The sequence below is a fragment of the Hoeflea ulvae genome (assembly GCF_026619435.1).
GTDB classification, from domain to species: Bacteria; Pseudomonadota; Alphaproteobacteria; order Rhizobiales; family Rhizobiaceae; genus Hoeflea; species Hoeflea ulvae.
The window spans coordinates 3,384,117-3,396,488 of record NZ_JAOVZQ010000001.1; the positions used below are offsets into that span (position 1 = coordinate 3,384,117).

Annotated in this window: 11 protein-coding genes; 6 read left to right on the forward strand and 5 right to left on the reverse strand. The window is 62.7% G+C overall.

The window, feature by feature from the left end:
- The first annotated feature begins 62 nt into the window (after window positions 1-62).
- The 4 genes from OEG82_RS16070 to OEG82_RS16085 all read left to right on the forward strand — a co-directional run bounded on the left by OEG82_RS16070 (window position 63) and on the right by OEG82_RS16085 (window position 3,921).
- Window positions 63-863 (forward strand): ABC transporter permease, encoded by an 801-nt coding sequence (locus OEG82_RS16070; protein ID WP_267613399.1) that lies wholly within the window; start codon window positions 63-65, stop codon window positions 861-863.
- Window positions 860-1,690 carry an ABC transporter permease gene (locus OEG82_RS16075; RefSeq protein WP_267613400.1) on the forward strand — a complete coding sequence of 277 codons (831 nt, stop codon included), beginning with the start codon at window positions 860-862 and terminating at the stop codon, window positions 1,688-1,690. Before OEG82_RS16070 ends, OEG82_RS16075 begins: the two co-directional genes overlap by 4 nt.
- A gap of 63 nt (window positions 1,691-1,753) precedes the next feature.
- A complete protein-coding gene (locus tag OEG82_RS16080) occupies window positions 1,754-2,566 on the forward strand; it encodes a class I SAM-dependent DNA methyltransferase (protein WP_267613401.1) in 813 nt (270 codons plus the stop codon).
- A 221-nt stretch (window positions 2,567-2,787) separates the two neighbouring features.
- Window positions 2,788-3,921, forward strand: a complete 1,134-nt coding sequence (locus OEG82_RS16085; protein ID WP_267613402.1) for a TauD/TfdA family dioxygenase — start codon at window positions 2,788-2,790, stop codon at window positions 3,919-3,921.
- Window positions 3,922-4,040: 119 nt separating this feature from the next.
- Here the strand turns inward: OEG82_RS16085 and OEG82_RS16090 are convergent, their stop codons facing one another.
- From OEG82_RS16090 to OEG82_RS16100, 3 genes are all read right to left on the reverse strand, one after another.
- A complete protein-coding gene (locus OEG82_RS16090; RefSeq protein ID WP_267613403.1) occupies window positions 4,041-5,900 on the reverse strand; it encodes an ABC transporter ATP-binding protein in 1,860 nt (619 codons plus the stop codon).
- A 191-nt stretch (window positions 5,901-6,091) separates the two neighbouring features.
- Window positions 6,092-6,922, reverse strand: coding sequence for an aldo/keto reductase (locus tag OEG82_RS16095; protein WP_267613404.1), 831 nt, complete (start codon window positions 6,920-6,922; stop codon window positions 6,092-6,094).
- Between the two features lie 16 nt (window positions 6,923-6,938).
- Complete coding sequence (locus OEG82_RS16100; protein ID WP_267613405.1) at window positions 6,939-9,569, reverse strand: penicillin acylase family protein; 2,631 nt, start codon at window positions 9,567-9,569, stop codon at window positions 6,939-6,941.
- Between the two features lie 94 nt (window positions 9,570-9,663).
- Between OEG82_RS16100 and OEG82_RS16105 the strand changes: the two genes are divergently transcribed.
- Window positions 9,664-10,533, forward strand: a complete 870-nt coding sequence (locus tag OEG82_RS16105; protein ID WP_267613406.1) for an NAD(P)-dependent oxidoreductase — start codon at window positions 9,664-9,666, stop codon at window positions 10,531-10,533.
- 1 nt (window position 10,534) lies between these two features.
- A complete protein-coding gene (locus tag OEG82_RS16110) occupies window positions 10,535-11,251 on the forward strand; it encodes a DNA alkylation repair protein (RefSeq protein ID WP_267613407.1) in 717 nt (238 codons plus the stop codon).
- Between the two features lie 11 nt (window positions 11,252-11,262).
- Here OEG82_RS16110 and OEG82_RS16115 read toward each other — a convergent pair whose 3' ends face one another.
- Window positions 11,263-11,718, reverse strand: a complete 456-nt coding sequence (locus OEG82_RS16115; protein WP_267613408.1) for a DUF302 domain-containing protein — start codon at window positions 11,716-11,718, stop codon at window positions 11,263-11,265.
- A 142-nt stretch (window positions 11,719-11,860) separates the two neighbouring features.
- The gene (locus tag OEG82_RS16120) at window positions 11,861-12,349 is read right to left on the reverse strand and encodes an Lrp/AsnC family transcriptional regulator (protein ID WP_267613409.1); all 489 of its coding nucleotides are present in this window, start codon (window positions 12,347-12,349) and stop codon (window positions 11,861-11,863) included.
- Window positions 12,350-12,372: the final 23 nt, after the last annotated feature.

Genomic DNA, 12,372 nt, shown 5'->3' on the forward strand with positions numbered 1-12,372 from the left:
GCGATGTTTCGTCCGCCGTTTTTATGACAAGACCGGACCACCGGCCATCAGCAGGGGACGACATGGAACCAACGGCATCGCTGGGAGGACAGCTTTACGCACTCGTGTCCCTGCTTGATCCGTTTTGCGGGCCGGTGGGTTTTCTCAACCTGCTTGCCGAAAACTCGCTGCTGTCCTGCGGCGACACCGGCTGGGGCGACGAGGTGGCCCGCGGTTTCTTCGTCACCATCACGCTTGCCGCCTGCACGCTGCCGATCGGGCTGACCATCGGGTTGTTTCTGGCCCTGGCGCAGCAGACCGAGGTCCGCTCGCTCAGGATCTCGGCCAATATCTACACCACCATCTTCCGCGGTCTGCCCGAACTCCTGACCATCTTCATGATCTATTTCGGCCTGCAGATTGCCGTGCGGGAAGCGGCCCTGGCGCTGGGGTTCGAGCGCGGCTTCGACATCAATTCCTTCGTCGCTGGCACCGTGGCGCTGTCGCTGGTGTTCTCCGCCTATGCCTGCGAGGTGCTGTCATCGGCGTTCAAGGCAATCCCCAAGGGCCAGTACGAGGCGGGCTATGCGCTGGGCCTGCGCCCGGGCAAGACCATGCGGCTGATCATCCTGCCGCAACTGGTGCGCATCGCCCTGCCCGGCCTGGGCAATCTGTGGATGATTCTGATCAAGGACACCGCGCTGATCTCGGTGATCGGGCTTGGCGACACGCTGCGCCAGACCGGCATCGCCGCCAAGGTCACCAAGGAGGCCTTCTTCTTCTACGGCACCGCCTGCCTGCTGTTTCTTGTGCTGGCCATGGCCTCCTCGATCGTGTTCTCGAAGATCGAGACCCGGGTGCGCCGGTCGGGAGTGAACCGATGAGCGCGGTCAAGCAACTGATCGAGCCGCAGCCAGCGCCGCCCGTACCGGCATTCCTGTGGAGCCGCATGCGCATTCTCGGCGCAACCCTGCTCGGCCTGTGGATCGTCGCGGGCATCGCCCTGGTGGCCTGGCTGTTCGACGCCTGGGACATCGACAAGGTGACGACCTACGGTCCGAAATTCATCTCCGGCCTTGGCACCACGCTGACCCTGGTGGGGATCTCGATCACGCTGGGCGCGGTGCTGTCGGTGCCGATCGCGCTGGGCCGCATGTCCTCGAACCGGGTCCTTTCCGCGATCGCCTATGGCTATGTCTATTTCTTCCGCGGCACGCCGCTGATCGCGCAACTGTTCCTGATCTATTACGGCTTCGGCAGCTTCCGCGAACAGATGGAGGCGCTGGGACTGTGGGGCTTCTTCCGCGACGCCTGGAACTGCGCGCTGTTCGCCTTCACGCTCAACACCGCCGCCTATCAGGCCGAGATCCTGCGCGGCGCCATCGAGAGCGTCTCGCGCGGCCAGCATGAAGGTGCGGCCGCCCTCGGGCTGACGCGGTTGCAGACCTTCCGGCTGATCATCCTGCCGCAGGCGATGATCGTGGCGCTGCGCCCCTATGGCAACGAGATCATCCTGATGATCAAGGGATCGGCGATTGTCGCCATCGTCACCGTGTTTGACCTGATGGGCGAAACCCGGCGGGCCTATTCCCGCACCTTCGATTTCCAGACCTATATCTGGGCGGCAGTGTTCTATCTCGTCATTGTCGAGGCCCTGCGCAACATCTGGGCAAAGCTGGAACAGCGGCTGACCCGGCACCTCAAGCGATAATCGCGGCTTGCCGCGGTCGCTCCTTTCTGCAAAAGCTGCGCGAAACCAGATTTGGAGGCTTAAATGGCCAAGACCGACGACGACGCACTGGCCGAAGCCTATAACCGCGCTCTGGCGCAGGAAAAAGCCGGCGATCTCGATGCCGCAGCATTGGCCTATGCCGACGTGCTGGCGCTCGACCCCGACGATCATGGCGGCGCGTCGGTGCGGCTTGCCAGCATGAAACGCGGCGATGTGCCCCTGCGCGCGCCGGAAGCCTATGTCGCGACCCTGTTTGACCAGCATGCCGAAGTCTTCGACAAGGTGCTGGTCGAGGATCTGGGCTACCATGTGCCGATGCTGCTCAGGCAACGGCTGGGCGAGCTTGGCGAGACAAATTTTGAGCGCATGCTGGATCTGGGCTGCGGCACGGGCCTCACCGGCGGCGCGCTGGAAGACATGGTCGACGACGCCACGGGGCTTGATCTGGCCGAGAACATGGTCGAGATCGCCCATGAAAAAGGCCTTTACGACACGCTCTACGTCGCCGACGCGGTCGACTTCCTCGAAGACAATGACGACGACCCATTCGATCTCGTCGCCGCCACCGATGTGCTGCCCTATCTGGGCGAACTCGAACCGCTGTTTGCAGCGGTGGCAAAGAATGTCCTGACCGGCGCGCTGTTCTGCTTTTCCAGCGAAACCCTGCCGGAAGAGGCGTTTCAGGGCCGGCCCTACACGGTTGGCGGCTTCCAGCGCTTTGCCCACACGCAAGCTTATGTGCGCGAGGCGCTCGACGCTGCGGGCTTCGACTGCCTCGAGGCCGGCGACATCGTCGTCCGCCATGAGCAGGGCCTGCCGATCGCCGGACATCTGTTCATCGCCCGCAAGCGATAGAGCAACAGCCGTCACCCTGTGTAGGACATCTATTTCGCTTGCCGGACGATGGATGCAGGCATAGCATCGGCGCATGATCTCAATTGTTTCACTCGGCGGCCGCGCCATCGGCGCGGTCTATGGCAAGACACAGGGCTGGTGGCCGCCTCCGGGCCTCTGAGCGTGCCTGTGACCGATCCCCGCGGATCGATTCTGCCCACCTGAAACAATTTGGATTTCCCATGATGATGACAGACCTTTCGGTCCGTGCCGACACGCTTGCCGTGACCTGGACGGACGGCACCTCGACTAACTACCCGACCATCTGGCTGCGCGACAATTGCCCGTCCGGGCTGCACCCGCAAACCCATGAACGGATTCTTGATCTGCTCACTCTCGATGATGCACCGGAGCTGGACACGGCGCGCCTTGACGGTGACATTGCCGAACTGACCTATGCAGACGGACATGTCAGCCGCATGCCCGTGTCACTTCTCAACGCCCACCGCCCCGGCCAGCCTGAAGCTGATCCGGGCACGCTTGCCGCTCGGCTTTGGCACAGTGATCTCGGCGCAACCGGCATCCCGCGGCACAAGGCAGCCCAGATCGGAGTGGATGACGCCGCACTCAATTCCTGGATGCACGACACCGCCAGTCTCGGCCTCACCATTGTCCAGCATCTCGATGACCGGGTTGGCGCAGGCGTTGATATCGCCGAGCGGATCGGCTTTTTGCGTCAGACCAATTTCGGCACCACGTTTGAGGTGGTCAACAAGCCCGACCCGAACAATCTGGCCTACACCTCGGTCGCCCTGCCGCTGCATACGGACCTGCCAAACCAGGAAGTGCCACCCGGCTATCAGTTCCTGCATTGCCTCGCCAATGAGGCGACCGGCGGCGGATCGATATTTGCCGATGGCTTTGCCATGGCCGAGGATCTTCGCAATGAAAACCCCGATGCCTTCCGCCTGCTCTGCGAGGTGCCGATCCCGTTCCGCTTTCATGATGGCGAGGCCGATATCAGGGTGCATGAGCCGGTGATCACACTGGATGCAGCAGGCGCGGTGATCGAGATCCGCTACAACGCCCATCTGGCCGCGATTTTCGACATGAACCCCGAGATCATGCCGAGCTATTACCGCGCCTACCGCGCCTATATGGCCAAGACCCGGGATCCGAAATACCGGCTGACGCTGAAGCTGAAAGGCGGCGAGATGGTGGTGTTTGACAACCGCCGGGTGCTGCACGGACGCGATGCCTTCGATCCGTCGACCGGATACCGGCACCTGCACGGCTGCTATGTCGACCGCGGCGAATTCTCCTCGCGCCTGCGCCAGCTCGCGCGCCGGACCACCGCCGCAAAAAACGCAGCGTAACCGGCCACCCTGAAGCGACAAACAACAACGTGGCGGGCGTCATCGTCCGCCATGAGCCCGGCGATTTGTCGGATATCTTTGGTGCCCGGAAGCGACAGAAGCCTCACCAGACGAACGTTTCAGACCTGCTCGATCTCGTTGGGAATGTAGCCGCCGGTCTGGCGTTTCCACAGCCGGGCATAGAGCCCGTCGCGTTCCAGCAGCTCGGCCGGCGGTCCCTGTTCGACGATACGCCCCTCGTCGAGCACGACAATCCGGTCCATGCTGGCAATGGTCGAGAGCCGGTGGGCGATGGCGATCACCGTCTTGCCCTCCATCAGCAAGGCCAGCTTGTCCTGCACCGCTGCCTCCGCCTCGCTGTCAAGTGCCGAGGTGGCCTCGTCGAGCACCAGGATCGGCGCATCCTTGAGCAGCACGCGCGCAATGGCCACGCGCTGGCGCTGTCCGCCGGAGAGCTTGACCCCACGGTCGCCGACAAATGCGTCATAGCCGGTCCGGCCCTCCATATCGCTCAGCCCTTCGATGAAGCCTTCGGCTTCGGCGAGTGCAGCAGCGCGTCTGATCTCCTCCTGCGAGGCCTCGGGCCGTCCATAGCGGATATTGTCGCCGACCGACCGATGCAGCAGCGAGACATCCTGGGTCACCACGCCGATATGGTCGCGCAGGCTTTCCTGGGTCACCTCGCTGATAGCCTGGCCATCAATCAGGATGGTGCCGTCGCGAACGTCGAAGAAGCGAAGCAGCAGACCGACCAGAGTGGATTTGCCGGCACCGGAGAGCCCGACCAGACCGACTTTTTCGCCAGGCTCGATCATAAGCGACAGGTCGGCGATCACCTTCTGGTCCTGCCTGTACTCAAACCCCACATTCCTGAATTCGACCTGACCCTTGCTCACCTCGAGCGGCCGCGCATCCGCCGCATTGGTGATCGTCGGCGGCGTGGTGATGACCGGCATGGCGTCGCGAATTGTGCCCAGAGCCTGAAAAATCTGCTGGCCCATCTGCAGGAAAGCGCGGGAACTCCCGGTCAGCCTGAGGACGATGGCGATCGATGCGGCAAATTCGCCGATCGTGACAAAGCCCGAGACAAGTCCCCACACACCAATGGCGACATTTGCGAGAATCAGAAGCACGTTGAGCAGCACTACGGTGATGTCGGTTGTCAGATGAAGCCGGCGTTCCAACTGCTGGGTGCGGATGGACTCGCCCATCACCTTGCGCATCAGGCCTGCCTCACTGTCCTCGGCGGCAAACAGCTTGACCATCTGGATATTGGCGTAGAGGTCGGTCATCGCCCCGACGACCATGCTGCGGGCGCGCGCCGTGTGACGGGAGCGCGCGGCAAAATGCGGCACGGCAGCCACCGAAACGACGATGTTGGCTGCAATCCAGACAACCACCGGAACCGCCAGCGGCCAGGACAGTGTGGCCAGCAGCACCAGCGAGCCGACAAACTTCATGGCAATATAGGGAACGTGGTAGAAGGCGACGACGATCTGCTGCTGCACGGCGGACGCGACCTGCCCAATACGCGACGCCACCTGGCCCGCGAACATGTCGTGGAAGAAAGCCAGGTCTTGCCGCTCCACCGCCTTGTGGCCCTGCCACGCCATCGCCGTCGGCATGCAGACCGCCACCACCAGAGAATTGATCGTGTTGGCGAGAAAGATCAGCACCGGCATCAGCGGAAACACCAGCAGGCCAAGAACCATCAGGACCGGCCATTCCTCTTGAAGGAAGACCGCTGCGCCCTTTGTATCAATCCCGTCAACGACGAAGGAAACGCCCCATATCGTCGCCAGGTTGATCAACTCTATTGCCACCATCAGGATGGTCACGGTCAGGAGCACGCCGCGGAAAAGCCGCACAAAATGCATGACCAGCGCGAATGGCCCATCTGTCGGCAGTGGCGCGCAGGGAATGTCCAGCGGACGGACCATCGTTTCGAAGGGGCGATAAACGAAATCTGATAACGACATGGCGGTTCACTTGAGGCCCGTTGGAATCGCCGCAATTAAAGCACACAATGATGTGCATGCTGCAATTGCAATACGTGCGGTTGCATACGGCACAGCCGTCTATCACCCGGCAATTCCGGTCCAGCCCAGCAAAAACCCGCCAGATGCGGTCTGCAGCTGGCGGGTCGGGTCTGTTCCGAAGTGGGCCGGCCTTACATCAGCTTGAACACCGTCGCATCCGGTCCGCAGCGCAGGCCGACATCGAGGGTTGCGATGGCGCTCATCTCGGCGTCGGTCAGCGTGAAATCGAACACGTCGAGGTTTTCCGCCTGGCGGCCGGGATTGACCGAACGCGTTATCACCGCGTGACCAAGCTGGACATGCCAGCGCAGCACCACCTGCGCCGGACTCTTGCCGGTGCGCGCGGCTGCGGCCTTGATCGGCTCGGCGTCAAACGAGTTGCCATTGCCCAGAGGCGTCCAGGCCTGGGGGACGATCTTGTGCGCATCGCAGGCGGCACGCAGTTCGGGCTGCTGCAGTTGCGGATTGATCTCGATCTGGTTGAGCACCGGCGCTTCCCCGGTGGCCTCGATGATCCGCTCCAGATGATCGGCGTTGAAGTTCGACACGCCGATCGAGCGCATCAGCCCTTCATCACGCATCTCGATCAGCGCCTTCCAGGTCTCGACATAGAGATCCTGGCTCGGCACCGGCCAGTGGATCAGCACCAGGTCAAGCTGGTCGACGCCGATGCTCTTGAGGCTGCGCTCGACCGAGGCGCGGGCCTTGTGGCGGCCATGCGAATTGTTCCACACCTTGGTGGTGACGAAAATCTCCTCGCGGGGCACATCCGAGCGCTTGAGCCCTTCGCCCAGACCGTCCTCATTGCCATAGATGAAGGCGCCGTCGATCAGCCGGTAGCCCAGGCTCAGCGCGCTCTCAATGGCGGCTGCGGTTTCGTCCTGCGGGATCTGCCAGATGCCGAACCCGAGCTGCGGAATGGAGTTGCCGTCATGCAGGGCAATGCGTTTTGTATCCGTCATGTTTCGTCTCGCTGTTTCAACCCGATCGCGGCGCGCGCCACGGGGCGCAGGCTTTGCGGGCTGGTTTCACCAATAATCGTGATCCGGTCTGAGCGGTGTTCCTGCCAAGCGTTATACCCATGCAGACGCACCGGCTCAACCACCAGTGGCGGCAACTTTCGTGACGCCACTGCTCCTCGCCGGCTTCAGCCCGGGCTGAGTGTCCACACCCCTTCGGGATCCGCCACATCGGTGGCCGGGATCTCGATCGACCTGACATCGGCCCAGAGCGGGGCGAAATCATTGTAGTGGCCGGAAAACACATTGCCCGACTGACCGGTGGTCTGGATATAGGTCGCGCCATCGAGATCGGCCAGGTCGAAAATGCCGCGATAGCTGGCCGCATTGGTGTTGGCGTAGGGTTCCTCGTCGTCCTGGATCTGGGTGCGCCCGCGATCCAGCGTGAACGGTCCGCCGCCGCTTTCGACTTCGACATTGAAGAAACCCTTGAGCAGGCCGACTTCGCCGAACGGGCGGTGCGCGCCCTTGGCGTAATGCGCCGCCCCCAGCGCCAGGATCCCGAATCCGCGCCATAGCGCGACGCCAGCTCGGCGACCGCCGCGTCAAAGGCCTGTGCGACGATCTGCTCGCAGCTTTCCTCGGTCTCGGTGGTCTTGACGTCGCACCAGTTGCGCGCGGTCTTTCCGTCGAGCAATTGCTCCAGAACCCGCCCGCGCAGCTTGAACCAGTCGGTAAACAGAAAGCCGAGATCGTCCTCAAAGCTCAGTTTCGTAATCTGGCGAACCCAAGCGATAAACAGCAAGGGCTCCATCCTGTCGCGCGCCATCTCGCCGTCCCAGTCGGCAATCCGCGCAACCAGCGCCTGATCGGCGTCTGACAACTCCGCGCCTTCCAGCATCCCGAGCAGGCGTGGTTTCAGCTCCGCAAGCGCCGGCGAAAACACATCGGCCTGCATCTGCCGCGACATCTCGACCGTGTGCTTGCCCTCGAACCCGTCGACCAGCGCGTCGATACGGTTTTGCCGGTAGGGTTCTTCCCAATCGAATGTCAGGTGCACCGGATAATCCGGACCGACGATCTTGGTGTTGGCGGTGGCGATCAACCCGCTGTCGGGATTGGTCTGCTGCGGCAGAGCCTCGTAGGGCACATAGCCGCGCCAGTCGTAAATCGCGTTCCAGCCCGGCGCCGGCGCCCGGCCCATCAACTGGTTGGCCGGGTCACGCTGCGGCACCCGGCCGGCGGCGACAAAGCCGATGGTCCCGGCCCTGTCAGCCACCACCATCGACTGCATTGGCGTCAGGAAGGCTTCGAACCCGGCCTGGAAATCCTGCACCGTGCGCATGTCGAACAGCCGTGCACCGGCCATTGCCGTGGTGTCATCATGCGCCAGCGCCACCCATTGCAGCGCGGCCACGGTGTTCTCCGGCAAGAGCCTGTCGAAATGCTTGTAGCTTGCCGGGAACACCGGGCCGTGCCGGGTCCAGCGGCGGGCAAAGCTCTGATCTTCGCCGCCACGGACCTTGATGATTTCCTGCTTCTGCCCGAACGGCGCCCAGCCGGTCGGGGTCAGATATTGATCCGGGTTTTCGGGATTGATCCGTTCGACAAACACGTCCTGGGCGTCGGTGGCGGTGTTGGTGAATCCCCAGGCAATGTCGTTGCTCCGGCCGAGCAGCACAAAAGGCGTGCCCGGCAGCGACGGGCCGATCAGATGACGCGGTTCGTCGAATTCCTCGGTGACTTCCAGATGGGCCAGATACCAGACCGATGGCGCCATCAGGCTCAGATGCGGATCATTGGCCAGCACCGGCAGGCCCGACTGGGTGCGCGCGCCCGAAATCACCCAGTTGTTGGAGGCGCCGGTGGACAGCATGCCGTCGACGCCGGCAAAAGCCTCTGCGGCATCGGCAGTCACCATGGCCTCGCCGATCGGTGCCGTATCAAGCCCCAGCAATGTGGTCAGGTCCGGCATTGGCGGCGGGGTGTCGGCATCCAGATAGGGCAGAAGATCCAGCATTTCGGCGTCACTCAGTCCGATCCGGCGAAACCCGAGCCGCAACGCCTCCTCGCCGAGATTTTCGGCCAGTGAAATCGACATCATCTTGATCGCGGTCAGCGTGTCGACGGCTCGCCAGGGCTCGGGCTCGTAGCCCAGAATCAGATATTCCGGCGGCAACCGCGCCGAGAAGATCTGCGGTGAGCGCTCGACCCAGGCATTGACGCCGCGTGCATAGCCTTCGAGCATGGCCATGGTGTCGGCGTCCATGACCTGCAGCGAAGCTTCCGCCGCGTCGTGAATGCCCATGGTCCTGAGCCAGATGTCGGTGCCGACAGTGGCCTCGCCAAACAGTTCCGACAGGCGCCCCTGCCCGGCCATGCGGCTGACCTCCATCTGCCACAGACGGTCCTGCGCATGGGCAAAGCCGAGCCCCGCGGCGACATCGGCCCGGGTCGCGGCCTTGATGTGCGGCACGCCGTTGCGGTCGCGGGTGATGCTGGTCTGCGCGCCCAGTCCGGCGATCTGCATGGCCCCATCAGACGGCGCCTGCGAACGCGACGCCCACAGCATTGCCGCTCCTGCCACCATCACCGCCAGCGGGACGAGAAGAAGAATGAGCTTGATAAGCCCTTTGACGATGCGCATCATTGGTTTATGTCCCTCCCAGGAGCTGACGGGTTGCTTTACGTAACTTGCAATCAGGTCAGCGGTAAAGCGCATTTGTGACAGAAGGATAGATGAGATGGCAACAGTAGCATTCATTGGTTTGGGCGTTATGGGCTACCCCATGGCAGGACATCTCAAGACCAAGGGCGGCCATGAGCTCCGGGTCTATAACCGCACCGCGGAAAAGGCGCGCAAATGGGCCGACGAGTTCGGCGGCACCGCCTGCGATACCCCCGCCGAGGCTGCCAAGGGCGCCGATTTCGTTTTCACCTGCGTCGGCAATGACGATGATCTGCGCGCCGTCACCATCGCTCCTGGCGGTGTCCTGCACGGCATGAACAAGGGCGCGATCCTGATCGACAACACCACTGCTTCCGCCGAAGTGGCGCGGCAACTGGCCGATGCCTGCAGCGACAAGGGCTGCGGCTTTCTCGATGCGCCGGTGTCCGGCGGCCAGGCCGGCGCCGAAAACGGCGCGCTGACCGTCATGGTCGGCGGCGACGATGCGACCTTCGAAAAGGCCCGACCCGTCATCGACGCCTATGCCCGCATGGTCGGTCTGATGGGCCCGGTCGGCAGCGGCCAGCTCACCAAGATGATCAACCAGATCTGCATTGCCGGCCTGGTCCAGGGCCTCGCCGAAGGCATCCATTTCGGCAAGAAGGCCGGTCTCGACATCGAGAAGGTCGTCGACGTGATTTCCAAGGGTGCCGCCGGGTCCTGGCAGATGGAAAACCGCCACAAGACCATGAATGCCGGCGAGTATGAGCACGGCTTTGCCGTCGACTGGATGCGCAAGGATCTCGACATCGTGCTCAACGAAGCCAAGCGCAATGGCGCGACGCTTCCCGTCACAGCATTGGTCGACCAGTTCTACGCCGATGTGCAGGCCATGGGCGGCAATCGCTGGGACACTTCCGCGCTGCTGGCGCGCCTGGAAAAATGACATGGCGCCCCGCCGGCCGCCGCAAAACGCCGATTATACCGTGCCCGACATTCTGGCATGGCTCAAGGCAAGCGGCTCGGCGGACAACATTGCCGGTATGGCGCGTTTCGGGATCAACACCGGCAAGGCTTTCGGCGTCGGCAATGCGGCGCTGAGGCCTTTTGCCAAGACGCTCGGCCGCAATCATGAACGGGCGCTCGAACTCTGGCAAACCGGGTTCCGCGAGGCCCGGCTGCTGGCGCTGTTTACCGACGAACCCGGCCGGCTCAGCCCCGCCCGGGCACGACAGATGGTAGATGATTTCAACAGCTGGGAAATCGTCGACACTGCCGCTGATCTCTTTGTCGATGCCGGTCACCTTGACGAGCTTGTTCCGGATTTTGCCATGAACGAGCGCGAATTCGTCCGCCGCACCGCTTTTGCCATGATCGCCTGGGGGGCGGTTCACCTGAAACAGCGCGACGACGCCGATTTCCTGCGTTTTCTGCCTTTGATCGAGAAGCACGCCACCGACCCGCGCAATTTTGTGAAGAAGGCGGTCAACTGGGCCCTGCGGCAGATCGGCAAGCGCTCGCTGGCCCTGCACGGCCCGGCTCTTGCTCTCGCCGAAAAACTGGCGGCATCCAGAGACAAGAGCGCCCGCTGGATCGGTAAGGGCGCGGTCAGGGAGCTGACGGACGAGACGATCCGGCAGCGCCTGATCTCAAGGCAACGTTAGACCCGTCGCTATTAAAACCCGTCGGCCGCGGTCCTAACGATCTCGCCGAGCAGCTCGTTGACCTGGTCGCGGGCGCCGCCTTCCGGCAGCGTGCGGTGACCGATGGTTACCTTGCCCGGCGTGGCGGCATCCTCATAGACAAACACCACATAGGGGCAATAGGCGATGTCGCCGATTTCGGCTTCCATCACCTCGCGCGAGACCACCGCCGAGCAGAAGGTGAAGAACTCGGCATCGGTGTAGAGCTCCCTGGTGGCCCCGACATCACCGGCGGTGCGCTTGAGCATGTCGCCGATGAAGCCGTGATAATCTATCTTGAAGCCCTCGTTGACGATCGCGTCATTGACGCCCTGGGCGGCATCCGCAAACGGCACCTCTGCAACAACCGTGAAAACGTCATCACCGGCGGCCTGCGCAGGCAGCGCGGCCAGGGCCGCAAGCCCTGCTCCGAAAACAAAACCTTTCATGACATCGGTCCTTCCCAATGGTTCGCCCTGCCGCGACCAGTGCCGCGGCGAATTACATCGGAATAATTGCATATTTTGAACGCAATGGACAAGCGCGGTTTGTCGCGCCGGTCGGACCGGGTGCGCGCGGCAGGCTCACGCCTCAGCTCGCCTCCGGCTTTTCTTTTGCCAGTTGCAGGTAATCCAGCGGCAGTTGCGTGGTGTATTTGATCTGCTCCATGGCGAAGGACGAGGAGACATCGCGGATCTCGATCTTGGCGATCAGCCGCTTGTAGAAGGCGTCATAGGCGGCAATGTCGGGCACCACCACGCGCAGCAGGTAATCGACATCGCCGCTCATCCGATAGAATTCCACCACTTCGGGAAAATCCGATATCACTTCGGAAAACCGCTTGAGCCATTCATTGGAGTGCGAATTGGTGCGGATCGAGACGAACACCGTCACCTTGGCGTTGACAGCCGCCGGATCGAGCAGCGCCACCCGGCGCTTGATGACGCCGTCTTCCTCGAGCTTCTGGATGCGGCGCCAGCACGGGGTCGTCGACAGCCCGACCTTCTTGGCGATTTCGGCCACGGCCAGGGTGGCGTCTTCCTGCAGCAGGCGAAGGATCTTGCGGTCGAGGCGGTCCATGAGTGTCTCCGGAAACAGGAATA

What these genes read in the sequence shown, in the direction of transcription:
- OEG82_RS16085 (WP_267613402.1), top strand. Translation starts at nt 2,788, where the DNA reads ATGATGATGACAGACCTTTCGGTCCGTGCCGACACGCTTGCCGTGACC.
- OEG82_RS16080 (WP_267613401.1), top strand. Translation starts at nt 1,754, where the DNA reads ATGGCCAAGACCGACGACGACGCACTGGCCGAAGCCTATAACCGCGCT.
- OEG82_RS16100 (WP_267613405.1), bottom strand. Translation starts at nt 9,569, where the DNA reads ATGATGCGCATCGTCAAAGGGCTTATCAAGCTCATTCTTCTTCTCGTC.
- OEG82_RS16095 (WP_267613404.1), bottom strand. Translation starts at nt 6,922, where the DNA reads ATGACGGATACAAAACGCATTGCCCTGCATGACGGCAACTCCATTCCG.
- OEG82_RS16070 (WP_267613399.1), top strand. Translation starts at nt 63, where the DNA reads ATGGAACCAACGGCATCGCTGGGAGGACAGCTTTACGCACTCGTGTCC.
- OEG82_RS16105 (WP_267613406.1), top strand. Translation starts at nt 9,664, where the DNA reads ATGGCAACAGTAGCATTCATTGGTTTGGGCGTTATGGGCTACCCCATG.
- OEG82_RS16075 (WP_267613400.1), top strand. Translation starts at nt 860, where the DNA reads ATGAGCGCGGTCAAGCAACTGATCGAGCCGCAGCCAGCGCCGCCCGTA.
- OEG82_RS16090 (WP_267613403.1), bottom strand. Translation starts at nt 5,900, where the DNA reads ATGTCGTTATCAGATTTCGTTTATCGCCCCTTCGAAACGATGGTCCGT.
- OEG82_RS16115 (WP_267613408.1), bottom strand. Translation starts at nt 11,718, where the DNA reads ATGAAAGGTTTTGTTTTCGGAGCAGGGCTTGCGGCCCTGGCCGCGCTG.
- OEG82_RS16110 (WP_267613407.1), top strand. Translation starts at nt 10,535, where the DNA reads ATGGCGCCCCGCCGGCCGCCGCAAAACGCCGATTATACCGTGCCCGAC.
- OEG82_RS16120 (WP_267613409.1), bottom strand. Translation starts at nt 12,349, where the DNA reads ATGGACCGCCTCGACCGCAAGATCCTTCGCCTGCTGCAGGAAGACGCC.